Source organism: Sphingomonas sp. DC1600-2 (assembly GCF_049897605.1).
In the GTDB taxonomy this organism is placed as follows: domain Bacteria; phylum Pseudomonadota; class Alphaproteobacteria; order Sphingomonadales; family Sphingomonadaceae; genus Sphingomonas.
On sequence record NZ_JAFCWO010000002.1, the window covers coordinates 122,654 to 137,115 of the forward strand.

General features: G+C 66.9%; 14 protein-coding genes. 8 read left to right on the top strand and 6 right to left on the bottom strand.

The window, feature by feature from the left end; genetic code table 11:
* Positions 1 to 22: 22 nt before the first annotated feature.
* Positions 23 to 1,810 (bottom strand): DUF4153 domain-containing protein, encoded by a 1,788-nt coding sequence (locus tag ACP7BL_RS04055; protein ID WP_426257688.1) that lies wholly within the window; start codon positions 1,808 to 1,810, stop codon positions 23 to 25.
* A gap of 126 nt (positions 1,811 to 1,936) precedes the next feature.
* Between ACP7BL_RS04055 and ACP7BL_RS04060 the strand changes: the two genes are divergently transcribed.
* Together ACP7BL_RS04060 and ruvX are read left to right on the top strand one after the other, a co-directional pair.
* A complete protein-coding gene (locus tag ACP7BL_RS04060) occupies positions 1,937 to 3,040 on the top strand; it encodes a DUF3089 domain-containing protein (protein WP_426257689.1) in 1,104 nt (367 codons plus the stop codon).
* Between the two features lie 115 nt (positions 3,041 to 3,155).
* Positions 3,156 to 3,620, top strand: a complete 465-nt coding sequence (gene ruvX, locus ACP7BL_RS04065) for a Holliday junction resolvase RuvX (RefSeq protein WP_033964111.1) — start codon at positions 3,156 to 3,158, stop codon at positions 3,618 to 3,620.
* Here ruvX and ACP7BL_RS04070 read toward each other — a convergent pair.
* A complete protein-coding gene (locus ACP7BL_RS04070; RefSeq protein WP_171010478.1) occupies positions 3,617 to 4,030 on the bottom strand; it encodes a hemerythrin domain-containing protein in 414 nt (137 codons plus the stop codon). The genes ruvX and ACP7BL_RS04070 overlap by 4 nt on opposite strands.
* 148 nt (positions 4,031 to 4,178) lie before the next feature.
* Between ACP7BL_RS04070 and ACP7BL_RS04075 the strand changes: the two genes are divergently transcribed.
* Positions 4,179 to 5,165: an aspartate carbamoyltransferase catalytic subunit gene (locus ACP7BL_RS04075; protein WP_209610928.1), complete on the top strand. Its 987-nt coding sequence runs from the start codon at positions 4,179 to 4,181 to the stop codon at positions 5,163 to 5,165.
* Positions 5,162 to 6,397, top strand: a complete 1,236-nt coding sequence (locus tag ACP7BL_RS04080; protein WP_137902583.1) for a dihydroorotase — start codon at positions 5,162 to 5,164, stop codon at positions 6,395 to 6,397. The genes ACP7BL_RS04075 and ACP7BL_RS04080 overlap by 4 nt, the downstream gene beginning before the upstream one ends.
* Before the next feature lie 3 nt (positions 6,398 to 6,400).
* Here the strand turns inward: ACP7BL_RS04080 and ACP7BL_RS04085 are convergent, their stop codons facing one another.
* From ACP7BL_RS04085 to ACP7BL_RS04095, 3 genes are read right to left on the bottom strand one after another with little or no spacing between them, the layout of a single operon-like run.
* The gene (locus ACP7BL_RS04085) at positions 6,401 to 7,747 is read right to left on the bottom strand and encodes an SPOR domain-containing protein (RefSeq protein ID WP_426257690.1); all 1,347 of its coding nucleotides are present in this window, start codon (positions 7,745 to 7,747) and stop codon (positions 6,401 to 6,403) included.
* 22 nt (positions 7,748 to 7,769) lie between these two features.
* On the bottom strand, positions 7,770 to 8,321 hold the full coding sequence (locus ACP7BL_RS04090; protein WP_341203310.1) for a hypothetical protein: 552 nt from the start codon (positions 8,319 to 8,321) through the stop codon (positions 7,770 to 7,772).
* A 1-nt stretch (position 8,322) separates the two neighbouring features.
* Positions 8,323 to 9,039, bottom strand: a complete 717-nt coding sequence (locus ACP7BL_RS04095) for a ParA family protein (protein ID WP_010403240.1) — start codon at positions 9,037 to 9,039, stop codon at positions 8,323 to 8,325.
* A 172-nt stretch (positions 9,040 to 9,211) separates the two neighbouring features.
* Between ACP7BL_RS04095 and ACP7BL_RS04100 the strand changes: the two genes are divergently transcribed.
* The gene (locus tag ACP7BL_RS04100; protein ID WP_426257691.1) at positions 9,212 to 10,216 is read left to right on the top strand and encodes an SPOR domain-containing protein; all 1,005 of its coding nucleotides are present in this window, start codon (positions 9,212 to 9,214) and stop codon (positions 10,214 to 10,216) included.
* Positions 10,217 to 10,220: 4 nt separating this feature from the next.
* Here ACP7BL_RS04100 and serB read toward each other — a convergent pair whose 3' ends face one another.
* Positions 10,221 to 11,102, bottom strand: coding sequence for a phosphoserine phosphatase SerB (gene serB, locus ACP7BL_RS04105; RefSeq protein WP_426257692.1), 882 nt, complete (start codon positions 11,100 to 11,102; stop codon positions 10,221 to 10,223).
* Here serB and miaA point away from each other — a divergent pair.
* From miaA to ilvN, 3 genes are all read left to right on the top strand, one after another.
* On the top strand, positions 11,095 to 12,024 hold the full coding sequence (miaA, locus tag ACP7BL_RS04110) for a tRNA (adenosine(37)-N6)-dimethylallyltransferase MiaA (RefSeq protein WP_426257693.1): 930 nt from the start codon (positions 11,095 to 11,097) through the stop codon (positions 12,022 to 12,024). The genes serB and miaA overlap by 8 nt on opposite strands.
* Before the next feature lie 78 nt (positions 12,025 to 12,102).
* On the top strand, positions 12,103 to 13,860 hold the full coding sequence (locus ACP7BL_RS04115) for an acetolactate synthase 3 large subunit (protein WP_137902580.1): 1,758 nt from the start codon (positions 12,103 to 12,105) through the stop codon (positions 13,858 to 13,860).
* Positions 13,860 to 14,375 carry an acetolactate synthase small subunit gene (gene ilvN / locus ACP7BL_RS04120; RefSeq protein WP_426257694.1) on the top strand — a complete coding sequence of 172 codons (516 nt, stop codon included), beginning with the start codon at positions 13,860 to 13,862 and terminating at the stop codon, positions 14,373 to 14,375. Before ACP7BL_RS04115 ends, ilvN begins: the two co-directional genes overlap by 1 nt.
* The last annotated feature ends 87 nt before the right edge of the window (positions 14,376 to 14,462 follow it).

The following is a 14,462-nucleotide window of genomic DNA, read 5'->3' on the forward strand; positions in this document are numbered from 1 at the left end:
GAGCGCCCAAGCCTTGCGCAACCTATTCGAACGGATCGCCGACCGGAACGCCCCCGACAAAGACGCGGCGCGCGGGCACCGAACGAATCTCGACCTTGCCCGCCGCGTCCCCCGCTTTCAGGGCGGCGCGCTCGGCGGACGTGAGCGGCGCTCGCGTGTTTTCATCGACACGCTCCCATGTATCGCCGGTCCGTTGGTAGCGCGAGCCGCCGCAGCCCGATCGCAGCACCCGGACCGCAAACGTGTTTTGCGCCCCCGGATCGCGCACCAAATCGTCGATACAGCTTTCCTGTATCGACACCGCCTCGCTTGCACCTGGCGTGTACAGCAAGGTGCAGCGATCCTTACGACCCGTCCCGCATCCCTGCCAATCGGTGAGCTTGGTCCGCAAGGCGAGCGGCACGGGCACCGCCACCGGCAGCACGCGCAAGCGCTTGACCAGCACATCGGCGTCGGTCTGCGTGCGGTCGATCGCCGCGACGTCCCAGCGATTGGTCTTGGTCGACACCCCCTTGGCGCGCGCCGCGATTACGGGGTTCTTCGATCCTGCCAGCCGCTTCAGCGCCGCCTTGCCGGGATCGCCGAAATCGAACGCCAGCGCCGCCCAGTCGAATTTGTCAGGGCTCGTCTTGCCGGATTCGAGCCGCGCGACCTGATCGGCAGTCGACAGCGCGTTGAAGCTCAGCAGTGGCGTCGCCAGCACCAGCCCGACACCCGCGACGACGAACGCCAGCCGCAAATTGCTCGGCCGCACCCACGCACCCCAGTGCATCCGCCCCCGCGCCAAGGCGACCAGATAGGCAACGCCATAAGCCGTCGCGAAGGCGACGAACACCACCGCCCACAAGCGATCGGGCGTCAGGCCATATTGATCGATGCGCAGGCCGGTCGCTATCGCCGCGATCACCGCCAGCGGCAGCACCGCGAGCGCCAGCACCATCGCGCCGACACGCAACACCGGATTGCGCAACTCCTCCTGCTCGCCATTGCCGATCACCGCATTGGCCAGGATCAGCGCGCCGATGACGCAGCTCAGCAGGATCGGCGTGGTCGATTTGGTTGCCTCCCACAGCGCATTCAGTCCGGTGAACGGCAAGGCGACGAGAAACACCAGCAGCCCCAGCCCAAGCACCGGTGCCAGCACCGCAAACACCGAGGTCACCACCCGCTGCAACAGCCGCAGCACCCCGTCGCGTTCGCGCAGCAGCCCGAGCGACGCCCCGAAACTCGCGCCGAACAGCAGCGCATTGAACCAACTATGCTGCAACAGATCGCGCAGGAAATGCAGTCCGATCAGATCGAACAGCGATGACAATAGCCACGCGAGCGCGAACACGACGCCGATGAACAGCCAGCACGCGCACCACAAGACGACATTGGTCCAGGCATTGCCGTGGACATCGGCATAGGGAAATCGCCACGCCGCCTCGTTCCGCGCGGTCTGGAACAAGGGCACCGCGATCGCGATCGACAGGAACAGGCTGGCGCTATGCCAGTCCCGCCACATCCCCCAGCCGCCGCCATTCCAGTAGAACACCAGCCCGGCAACAGCACCGACCACCAGCCCGAACAGCACCGCCCAAGGCGCGCGTTGCCGCTCCAGCGCGAAGCCGAAGCTCGCAGCGCCCGTGCCAACCGCCGTCGCCAGCGCGATTCGCCAGTTTTCGGGATCGATCGCGGGATAGCGAACCGGCTCGCCGCGATCGAGCAATTGCTGCACCACCAGCGCGGCCAGCGCGCCCACGATGGCCAAGATCAGCGGCCGCAACCGCCATCCCGCATCCGCTTCGAAATCGCCCGATCGGTCCATCGCCATGCTCCCCAACAGTCAGGTGGGACCGAACGCCAGCGCCAAGGCGATTGCAAGCGCCGTCGTCCTGCTGCACGGAAATCGCATGACCAGTGCATCGCTCCTCCAGAAAGGCTGACCCCGCGCGTGGCACGCAAATTCCTTTATGCCTTTGCGGTCCTGATCGTGCTCGTGATCGCGGGCGGCTTTGCCTATGCGCTCTGGGGCGTCGATCTCATCAAATTGGCGATGGTCCCGCGCGCCGCCTTCGTCGCGCTCCCGCCCGAGCCCGCCGCTGCTTATGGCCGCGCCGACATGTGGCTCGCGCGACCCGACAAGCCCGGCAATCCCGCTTTGTGGACCCCCGCAGGCTACACCCCAGGCAAGGACCAAAAGGCGGCGGTGTTCTTCATCCACCCGACTTCCTACCTCAACCGTGCGCAGTGGAATGCGCCGCTGGACGATGCCGAGGCCAATGCCCGCGCCGAACTGTTCCTGCGCGCGCAGGCCAGCGCGTTCAACGCCAGCGGCCAGATCTGGGCACCGCGCTATCGCCAGGCGACCTTCGGCGCATTCCTGACGACGCAAGCCGCCGCCAACCAGGCGCTGAACCTTGCCTATGGCGATGTTGCCACCGCCTTCGACGCCTTCCTCGCGCAAGCCGGCGATCGACCAATCATCCTCGCCGGCCACAGCCAGGGCGCGTTCCACCTGCTGCGGCTGCTGCGCGAGAAGGTCGCGGGCAAGCCGCTCGCGAAGCGCATCGTCGCCGCCTATCTCATCGGCTGGCCGGTCTCGCGCGCCGTCGATGTGCCGACGCTCGGCCTGCCCGAATGCCGCACCGCCGATCAGGCCGGGTGCCTGCTCTCCTGGCAGAGCTTCGCCGAACCCGCCGATCCCGCGCTGATCCTCGATGCCTATGCCGCCAGCACCGGCACCGACGGCAAACCGCGCCGCGGCACGCCGATGATCTGCACCAACCCGTTGACCGGCACGCCCGATGCCGCCGCGCCTGCCGACGCCAATCTCGGCACGCTGTTCCCCGCCCCCGATCTCGCCAGCGCAACGATCGAGCCGAAGCGCATCCCCGCCCGCTGCGACGCGCGCGGCCTGTTGCTGATCGGTGCCCCGCCCGCGCTCGGCGGCTATGTCCTGCCGGGCAACAATTACCACGTCTATGACTACAGCCTGTTCTGGGCGAACGTGCGCGCCGATGCGGCACGGCGGCTGGCGGCGTTCGACAAGAAATGATGCCGCCCCCCCGCCCCGTTCGCCCTGAGCCTGTCGAAGGGCCCGTCTCCGCAAGCGGACCGGTTGCGTGTGGAGAGCTGTGTTTCGAGACGCTCAGCACGAACGGAAGGTGCGCATGATCACCACCGACCGCACCGAATTCCGCGCCGCCCTCCCCACCGGTGGCCGCCTGATCGGCCTCGATGTCGGCACCAAGACGATCGGCACCGCGCTCTGCGACGCCGGGTGGAGTTTCGCCTCGCCCGCCTTGCTGATCCGCCGCACCAAGTTCCAGAAGGACAAAATCGCCCTCGCCGAGCTGATCGCCGCGCAGCAAGTGAAGGGCATCGTCATCGGCCTGCCGCTCAACCTCTCCGACGGCAGCGAAAGCCCGCGCAGCCAATCGAGCCGCGCGTTTGCCCGCAACATGGCGGACCTGGGCCTGCCGATCTTCCTGCAGGACGAACGCTGGTCGACCGTCGCGGTAACGCGCACGCTGATCGAACAGGACGCCAGCCGGGCCAAGCGCGCCGAACTGGTCGACAAGATGGCGGCGGCGTATATCCTGCAAGGCGCGATCGACGCGCTGGTGGCGGTTTAGCGGCTATCCGCCCCGGGCCAGGAGGCTCGCGGAAAGAGGTCGCGCTCTTCGCGCAGGATGCGCCGCCGCAGCAATGTCATGACATCGCGAGTCGCGGCGCGAAACGCCTCCCAATCCTGCTGGATGCGCTCGATCGGCCAAGCTGCATGATAGGCCGCATAGGTGCTTGCGGTGCCGCCAACCTCGGCCAGCACTTGCTCGGCCAGCGAAGCCGTCGCCGGGTTCGCGCGCAAAATCGGATACAGGAGTTGGTCCTCCATCGCGAGGTGCTTTGTCAGCACGCGATTGAGCCGCCAGCGCAGCGACGACAACTCCACGCTCGGGCCATCGCCCCCGACCTCGGCCAGGATACGCTTTGCCAACGCGTCGAGTTCGCGATGCTCGTCGGTCAGAACCGCACGCTTAATCAATACGATCCCCCGCCACAGCATCCAAACCGACGTTACGTCTGCGTATCGTTCCTATCCTAATGAAATATTATCAAACATTATCATTTGCGCGACGGATTGAAAGGCCCACCTTGCCACCGCACGCATGCCCGGCTACCCGGCACTCTCGATGCAGCCCTCCGATCACCGCCCCGCCTCGCTCATCCCCGGGCGTGCCGTGTTCCCGCACCGGCACTTGACCGGAATCGAGGGCTTGCAACCCCATGAGATCGTGTTTTTGCTCGACGAAGCCAATGGCTGGGTCGCCGCGAACCGTACGCGCGCGATCAGCGACAAACGACTCGGCGGGCTGACCCAGATCAACGCCTTTTTCGAGAATTCGACCCGCACGCTGCTGTCGTTCGAAATCGCCGGCAAGCGCCTGGGGGCCGATGTCGTCAACATGCACGCGGCGCAAAGTTCGGTAAAAAAGGGCGAGACGCTGATCGACACCGCGATGACGCTCAACGCGATGCGCGCCGACGTCATCGTCATCCGCCACATGTCCTCGGGCGCGGTGCGGCTGATCGCGGGCAAGGTCGATTGCCCGGTGCTCAATGCCGGCGACGGGCAGCACGAACATCCGACGCAAGCGCTGCTCGATGCGCTGACGATCCGGCGGCGGCGCGGGTCGATCGCGGGGCAGCGCGTGGTGATTTGCGGCGACGTGCTGCACAGCCGCGTCGCGCGCTCGAATATCCTCGCACTCACTGCGCTGGCCGCCGAAGTGCGCGTGTGTGCGCCGACCACGCTGATGCCCGCCGCGATCGAGCGGATGGGTGTCACCCCCTTTACCGATTTCGACGAAGCGCTGGAGGGTGCCGATGTCGTGATGATGCTGCGCTTGCAGAATGAGCGGATGAATGGCGGCTTCGTCCCTTCCAACCGCGAATATCATTTGCGCTATGGCCTCACCGAAAAGCGGCTCGCACGCGCCAAGCCGGACGCGCTGGTGATGCATCCCGGCCCGATGAACCGCGGCGTCGAAATCGACTCGGTCGTGGCCGACCACGCGCGTTCGGCGATCACCGAACAGGTCGAAATGGGGGTCGCGGTGCGCATGGCCTGTCTGGACGTATTGACGCGGCGGTCACGCGGCGTGGCGGGTTGGGCATGAGCCGGACGCTGGCCCTGCTCAACGCGACGCTCGTCTGCCCGGTGGCGGGCGTGTCTGCGGGTGGCGTGCTGATCGACGGCGATACGATCGTCGCCACCGGCCTGATCGAAGTGCCCGATGGGACAGAGACGATCGACTGTGGTGGCCAGATGCTGGCCCCCGCGATCGTCGATCTTGGCGTGTTCGCAATCGACCTGCCCGCCTTTCACGCCGGTGGGATCGTGCGGGTCGGGTTGATGCCCGATCAGTCGCCCGTGCTCGACGACCCCGGCATCGTGCAGCGCGCCGCGCTGATTGGGCGGCCTGGGCTGTGGATTCACCCGATCGCCGCGGCAACGCGCGGGCTCGCGGGCACCGACCTCGCCGAAATGGCAATCAACCGCGACGCGGGTGCGCGCGCAGTCGGCACCGGTGCAGGCTGGATCGCCGATTCGGGCGTGATGCGCAAAGTGCTGGCTTATGCTGGCGATCTCGGGCTGACCGTCATCACCCATGCCGAAGATGGCGGCGTGACGGCGGGCACGGTGGCGACCGCAGGCGAAACCGCGACGCGCATGGGCCTGCCCGCCGCCCCTGCCATTGCCGAGCCGCTGGCCATCGCCCGCGACGTGATGCTGGCCGAGGAAACCGGGGCTGCACTGCACATTCGCCAAGTCACGACTGCGGCCGGTTTCGATCTGGTGCGCGCGGCCAAACGGCGCGGCGTGCGGGTGACGTGCGGCATCACACCCGCGCATTTCATGCTGTCCGACATCGCGATGACCGATTTCCGTACCTTCGCGCATCTGTCGCCGCCCTTGCGGTCGGAAAGCGACCGGCAAGCGGCGCTGACGGCGCTGGCCGATGGCACGATCGATGTGCTGTGTTCGGGCCACGATCCGCATGGCCCCGAGGAAAAACGCCTTCCCTTCGCGGATTCCGCATCGGGAATGGCGGGTGCCGAGACCCTGCTCGCCTTGGGATTGGGGCTGGTGCGCGACGGGACCATTACGATGGAGCGGCTGTTCGCCTTGCTCGCCGCCAATCCCGCGCGCGTCCTGGGCGTGGCCACCGGCACGCTCGCCATCGGGGCACCCGCCGACCTGCTCGTGCTCGATCCGCATGCCCCGTGGCAAATCGATGGCAATCGCCTGCACGCCAAGGCCGGGAACACGCCGTTCGACGGGTTGCCGGTTCAGGGCAAGGTGGTGCGGGTGTTCAAGGGCGGCACCGCGCTCCCCCTGCCCGCATAAGGCTTAGCGCGACGCCAGTTCGCGACCCTTGGCCCACATCGCAACTTGGTCGCCAGCGCCTGCGCGCACGAAGCAGCTTCCGCCCGTCGCGCGATAGCCCAGGCACAGCGCCACCGCATCGCCGCGCGCGAAGCCGCCGACCGACAGACGATAGAAGCTCTTGCCCTTGGTCGTGACGCTCATGCCCTGCGGCGTGCGCCCGGCGAAACCGGCAAAGCGGCGCGAGACGCGGCCCCAGGCATCATGCGCCACGCCTGCGGTCTCATAGGCACCAAGCTGGACATAGAAGCTGCCCTTGGCGACGGCGCGCGGTGCCGAAGCGACGGCAACCGCCGCGCGCGGTGCAATCGCGCCACGCTTTGCGCGGGCCTCGGCGACCGACACGGGCAGCGCCTGCACGACTTCCTTGCGTTCGGCGAACACCACACCGGCGATGCTCGGCCCAATGACGGGCTTCGCGTCCGGCTCGGCTGCGGCGACGGCGACCGGTGCGGGCGTGGGTGCTGGCGCGGACGCGGCCTCAACCTTGCCGGGCATGAAGGCATCGACCGGGGCCTCGGCTGCGGCCATCGCGGTCGCCGCAGGACGAGCGCCGTTCAAAGCGAGCGCGACCGGCAGGCCGGGATCGACCGCGGGCCGCACCCCAAGCAAGGTCGCGACCTGATCCGACGCCGAAGTCGGGCGCGAGAAGCTCGACCAATCGAGGATGCGTCTGGCGACATCGGCGGGGGCGACATCCATCGCCACCACCGTCTGCGCCTCGCGCCAGCGCCCGGCAAGGGCCAGGCTCAGCGCGAAGTTCTGGCGGATCTTGGCATCGGCCTCGGGCGCGCGGGCGGCGGGCTCCAGCACTTCGACCGCCGTCGCCGGATCGCCTGCCAGCGCGATTGCGAGGCCGCGATCGGCAACCGGGATCGTCGCTGCATGGGTGTCGAGCGTCTTGCGCGCGCCAGCCCAATCGCCAGTGGCGATTTGCGCGAGCGCGAGGTTCAGCGCGACCTTGCCGTTGCCGTCGTCGAGCGACAGCACATCGGCGAAGACGTCGCGCGCCGAGGCAAAGCGGCCGCCCTTCAGGTAGCTTTGGCCAAGCAACAGGCGATAGGCCGCGACCTGCGGCTGATCGCCAACCGCCGCCTCGGCGTGCCGAATCGCAACGTCGAATTTACCATGTGAGAGCGCGGCTTGCGCAGCCGCAAATTCCACACGCCCTTGCTTTTCCGCACGCGATTGCTCGCGCGCGCTGGCTGCGGCGATCGTCGCGGTGGTGACGGCGGCAAGCGTGCCGCCAGCGAGACAGAGCGCGACCCCCAATGTCAGGGGACCGAAAGTGATGGCGGACCGAGTCTTCATCGTATCTCCCCCTTCAGGGTTGTCAGCGCTTTGCCCGGGTCGGGAGCTGGCGCACCAGATCCTCGACTTCGGGCAGGGATTGCAGGAAATGGTCGAGCGCTTCGGTGACCAGCGTTTGCGCCGACGCATTGTGCAGCGCGCTGGCCAGCCGCAGCCGCAGGTGGCGATCCTGGTCGAGCCGCAGCGTGAAGGCCGATTTCGGGCGGCTCTTGCCGTGCTTCTTCTTGGTTTCGCGCTCGATCCGGCTGGCGGTGGCGACCGATACCGGCTTCATCGCGATCGGGCGTGCGGGTTCGACCGGCTCGGGCGCGGCAAATTCTTCGCGCAGCACCTCGCGCTGGATCAAAACCGGGGGGACCGGGGCCGGCGGCACTGCCGCGACGACCGGCGCGGGCTCCACCACCGGCGGATGATCGCCGCCCATGTCGTTCCAGCCGAGATCATCCTGCGCGCCCGGCATCGTGCCGAACCCGCCAAAGCCCTGCGGTCGCATCGCGGGCTTGGCCTGGCCCTTGCGCGCGAGCAGCGTCGAGGACAGCGAGGCGAGCGGTTTTTGTTGGCCGAACATGTTCATGTCAGCTCACCACCCGGCGGCCGAAACCACCCGCTGCAGGGCGCTGCGCCCCGAAACCATTGGCGACATTGGGGGCGGCGAACACGGTGCGCCGGAAATTCTTTTCGAGGCGATCGGAAATGTAGGTCCACAAATCGCGGATTTCCTGCGCCGATTTGCCGTTGCCATCGACCTCCATGACCGTGCGCCCGTCGATCATCGACGCCGCGAAATCGGTGCGGTGGTGGACCGTGATCGGCGCGACGGTGCCGTGCTGCGACAAGGCGACCGCCGCTTCGGAGGTGATCCGCGCCTTGGGCGTCGCGCCATTGACGACGAACAGCAGCGGCTTGCCCGCGCGTTCGCACAGATCGACCGTGGCCCCGACCGCGCGCAGATCGTGCGGGCTCGGGCGTGTGGGGATGACGATCAGCTCGGCCACCGCGATCACGCTCTGGATCGCCATGGTGATGGCGGGTGGCGTGTCGATCATCGCCAGGCGGAAACCCTGCTGGCGCAGCACCTCCAGATCGGCGGCGAGCCGCGCGACCGTGGTCTGGGCGAAGGCCGGAAATTCGCTTTGCCGCTCGTTCCACCAATCCGACAACGATCCTTGCGGATCGATGTCGATCAGGACGACGGGGCCAGCCCCGGAGAGCTGCGCCTGAACGGCCAGATGCCCGGACAAGGTCGTCTTGCCCGATCCGCCTTTTTGAGATGCCATCGCGAGGACGCGCATGTGCCCCTTTCACTCCCGCTATTCGAGAGCCATGCCTGCCACGCCATCCCTCAAGGAACGGTTAACGGTGGGGGGCCTGCTCCCCCTTTAGGATGAGCGTGGGTAACAAAATCTTTGCCATGATGCGGCTACAGGGCATGATCGGTTGAAGAAACGGGACGGGACCATTGTTATGCGCAACGCGCTAATCCTCGGCATGGCCGGGCTCTTGCTCGCAGGCGGTGCTGTGGCGGCACCCGCCGTTGCGGATGTGCGCGAGGGCGTCGATGCCTGGAGCCGCGGCGAGTATAAGAAAGCCGTCGACCAATGGCGTCCCGCGGCCATTGCGGGCGATGCCGATGCGCAATTCAACCTGGGTCAAGCCTATTCGCTCGGGCGCGGCGTTCCGGTCGACATTCCGATGGCCGAAAGCTGGTTCCGCAAGGCCGCGCTGCAGGGCCATGCCGAGGCGGAAGCGAAATATGGCCTAGTGCTGTTCGACCAGAAAAAGCGCGCCGAGGCGCTGCCGTGGCTCGAAAAGGCGGCGAAGCGCGGCGAGCCGCGTGCACAGCTGGTTTTGGGGACGATGCTGTTCAACGGCGACAGCGTCGCGAAGGACTGGCCGCGTGCCTATGCGCTATTGGTGCGCTCCGCCGCCGCCAGCACGCCGGGCGCTTCCGAAGTGCAGGCGCAAATGGATACGCTGATCCCGACCGAGCAGCGCCAGCAGGGGCTGATGCTGGCCCGCCAATATGAAGCCGAGGCGCAACGCCCGCAGCTTCCACCCGAAATTTCCGGGCGGGGCACCAGCACCGCGATGCGCGCCACCGACTTGCCGCCGTCGCAATATGATCCCAGCGTCGGCAACCGGCCCCAGATCGTCGCGCTCGCCCCGCCGCCCGCCGCCAAGCCGACAAAGCCGCGCGTACCGCCCCGTGCCGCCGCAGTGGCTGAAGCGGCTCCCGCCCCGGCGGTCGGGCGTGGCGGCTGGCACGTTCAGCTTGGCGCATTCGGCGATCCCGGCAATGCCCGCAAATTGTGGGGTCAAGTCAGCGGGCGGTTTGCCGGGGCGAGCGTCAGCTACGTCAAGAGCGGCGCGCTGACGCGCGTGCTGGTCGGGCCCTACCCTTCGCGCGCGGCGGCGGCGGCGGCGGCGGCTTGCGGCGCAGTGCGTCCGTGCGTGCCGGTCAACCCATAGCGCGTTACGCGCCGACCCATTCCGCGCGGGGAATGCCCTGCGCATAGAGCAAGGCGGACAGATCACCCTGGTCGATTCGCGCATCCGCCGCTGCAGCGACGACCGGCTTGGCGTAATAGGCCACGCCCAAGCCAGCGGCGCGGATCATCGCCAAATCATTGGCACCATCCCCCACCGCCAGCGTAGCCTCGGGCGGCAAGTTTAGCTCGGCCATCGCCGCCAACAGCGTCTGCAATTTGGTGTCGGAGCCGACGATCGGTTTGGTCACCGTGCCCGACAGCACCCCGCCCGCAATCTCCAGCCGATTGGCAATCGCGCGGTGAAACCCGATCTGCGCCGCCACCGGCTCGGCAAAGCGGGTGAAACCGCCTGAAACGAGAATGGCGGTCGCCCCGCGCGCACGCATCGTGCCGATCAACGCAACGGCACCGGGCATGATCGTCACGCGTTCGGCCAGGCAACGCTCGATCACCGCCTCGTTAAGCCCCGCCAGCAATGCGACGCGCGCATCGAGGGCACCTTCGAAATCGAGTTCGCCGCGCATCGCCGCTTCGGTAATCGCCGCGATCTGTGGCTTGATCCCGGCAAAATCGGCGAGTTCGTCGATGCACTCGACGGTAATCATGGTCGAATCCATATCGGCGACGAGCAGCTTCTTCTCACGGCCCTCAGCCTGCTGCACGACCACGTCGATACCGGGAAACACGCCCTCGAGTGCGGTGCGCGCGGCATCTGAGGCCAGGCCGAACGCAATGTCCGCCGCCTTGCCCGGCTCGATCCAGCCCTGCGCGACAGGCGAACAGCCAGCCGCTTCGAGCCGGTCCATCGCCGTCGAAATTTCCCCTGCAGCCAGATGATCCGATGCTATCAGCGTCGCAATGAACACACGTCACCTCCCAAGGCTCGCGCTCATCGCAGGGCCGACCGCCAGCGGCAAGTCCGCTCTCGCGATTGCCGTCGCCGAACAGCACGACGGCGTGGTCATCAATGCCGATTCGGCGCAGGTCTATCGGGATTTGCGCGTCCTCACCGCACGCCCCACCGCAGAGGACGAAGCGCGCGTGCCGCATCGGCTGTTCGGCCATGTCGATGGCGCGGACAGCTATTCTGCCGCCCGTTGGGCAAACGCGGCCGCGCGCGAGATCGACGCGGCGGACGCCGCAGGCAAGCTGCCGGTGCTGGTAGGCGGCACCGGGCTCTACCTGCGCACCCTGCTCGACGGCATCGCGCCCGTGCCGGAGATCGATCCGCAAATCCGCGAGGAGGTCCGCGCACTGCCAGTGGCCGAGGCCCATGCCGCACTGGCGTTGCTCGACCCTCCCGCCGCCGCCCGGCTCGCCCCCGCAGACACCACGCGGGTAGCGCGAGCGCTGGAAGTGGTGCGCTCGACCGGCAAGCCCCTCGCCGACTGGCAAGCGGCGCGCAGCGGCGGAATCGGCGACCGCGTCGCACTCGCCGCGCTGGTCCTGCTGCCCGATCGCGACTGGCTGATGGCGCGTTGCGATGCCCGCGCGGCGGCGATGTTTGCCGACGGTGCCCGCGCGGAAGTCGCGGCGTTGCGCGATCGCCCCGACATTGCCCCCGCCGCACCGATCCGCCGTGCCATCGGCGTACCGGAACTGACGGCGGTGCTGGCCGGAGAAATGACCGAAGATCAAGCGCTTGATCTAACGTGCGTCGCTACCCGGCAATATGCCAAACGGCAATATACCTGGTTCCGCAACCAGCCTCCGGCGTGCTGGCGGCGCAGTCATGCGTTAGAAACAATCGATCTAATGCATGAAATGGATATTTTATTACGCAGTTAGCGATTGACACGTACATTTCGTGCAACTAGCAGCGCCGCTCCAACGCTGCTAAGGCCGCAGCGCGAAAGGAGACGAAACGTGACCGAGAAAAGCGGAGCAGACATCCTGATCGAGGCGCTGGGCGATCTCGGCGTGGAGGTCATCTTCGGCTATCCCGGTGGTGCGGTCCTGCCGATTTACGACGCGCTGTTCCGGCACAATGCTGCGGGCGGTCGGATCAAGCATATTCTGGTGCGCCACGAACAAGCCGCCACGCATGCCGCCGAGGGCTATGCCCGTTCAACCGGCAAGCCCGGTGTCGTTCTCGTTACCTCGGGCCCCGGCGCGACCAATGCCGTCACCGGCATCACCGATGCGCTGATGGATTCGATCCCGATGGTGGTCATCACCGGCCAGGTGCCGACAGCACTGATCGGCACCGATGCCTTTCAGGAGGCCGATACCGTCGGCATCACGCGCCACTGCACCAAGCACAATTATCTGGTGAAGGATCCCGCCACGCTGGGCGCGACGATCCACGAGGCGTTTTACATCGCCACCTCGGGGCGCCCCGGCCCGGTCGTGATCGATATCCCCAAGGATGTGCAGGTCGCCACCGCGCGTTACACCAAGCCCGGCCCGATCCGCCACAAGACCTATCGCCCGCAGGTAAAGGCCGACCAGGGCGCGATCGAGCAAGCGATGGATATGCTCGCCGCGGCCGAGCGCCCGATCCTCTACACCGGCGGCGGCATCATCAACGCCGGGCCCGCGGCCAGCCAATTGCTGTGCGAACTGGCGCGGATCACGGGTGCACCCGTCACCTCGACGCTGATGGGCCTGGGTGCTTATCCGGCAAGCGGGCCGCAATGGCTCGGGATGCTCGGGATGCACGGCACGTACGAAGCCAATCTGGCGATGAACAAGGCTGACTTGATCCTGTGTCTCGGCGCGCGTTTCGACGATCGCGTGACTGGGCGGCTCGACGCGTTCAGCCCCTATTCGCGGAAGATCCACGTCGATATCGACCGCTCGTCGATCAACAAGAACGTCCGCGTCGATTTGCCGATCGTGGCGGATGTCGGCCATGCACTGGAAGACATGGTGCGCGTGTTCAAGGCACGCCGCCATCCCAAGCCCGATCTCGCCGAATGGTGGCGGATGATCGCAGGCTGGCGCGCGGTGAAGAGCCTCGATTTCGCCGAGACCGGCCCCGAAATCATGCCGCAACGCGCGATCCGCGCGTTGTGGGAGGCGACGCACAAGCGCAGCCCGATCATCACCACCGAAGTCGGCCAGCATCAGATGTGGGCCGCGCAGCATTTCGGCTTCGAGGGCCCCAACAAGTGGCTGACCTCCGGCGGGCTCGGCACGATGGGCTATGGCCTGCCCGCCGCGATCGGCGCGCAGCTCGGCAACCCCAAGGCGCTGGTCATCGACATTGCCGGCGAAGCCTCGATCCAGATGAACATTCAGGAGCTGGCGACCGCGGTGCAGTATCGCCTTCCGGTCAAGATCTTCATCCTCAACAATGAATATATGGGCATGGTCCGCCAGTGGCAGGAACTGACCTATTCGAGCCGCTATGCGGAAAGCTATTCGGACACGCTGCCCGATTTCGTGAAGCTGGCCGAAGCCTATGGCTGGAAGGGCATCCGCATCGAAGGCATCGGTCAGCTCGACGACGGCATCGCCGCGATGCTCGATCATGATGGGCCGGTGCTGGTCGATTGCCGCGTGGCCAAGCTCACCAACTGCTTCCCGATGATCCCGAGCGGAGCAGCCCACACCGACATGCTGCTCGCATCGAGCGAAGTGTCGGGCGAAATGGACGACGAAGCGAAGGCGCTGGTCTAATGCACATCACCGAAGAAAAAACGCAGCGGCACACGCTGGCCGTGATGGTCGATAACGAGCCGGGCATTCTCGCCCGGATCGCCGGCCTGTTCACCGCGCGCGGTTACAATATCGAGAGCCTGACCGTGTCGGACGTCACCGCCGACCAGGCCGTCAGCCGCATCACCATCGTCACCTCGGCCAGCGCGCATGTCATGGAACAGATCATGGCGCAGCTCGACCGGCTGGTGCCGGTGCATTCGGTGACCGATCTCACCGCACTCGGGCCGCATGTCGAGCGCGAACTCGCGCTGCTCAAGGTCTCCGGACACGGCGAACACCGGATCGAGGCGTTGCGCGTCGCCGATGTGTTCCGCGCGCGCGTGGTCGACACCACGATCAACAGCTTCGTGTTCGAACTCACCGGCGGGCGCGAGAAGATCGATGGCTTCATCGCGCTGATGCGGCAAGTCGGGCTGTGCGAAGTCGCGCGCACCGGCATCGTCGCCATCGCCCGCGGGGACAAGGCGATTTGAAGCGGGCGATTTGAAGAAAATACCCCTCTCCCTTCGGGAGAAGGAGGGGCCCGCCGCGAAGCGGTGGGAGGGTGAGGGCGACGGTGC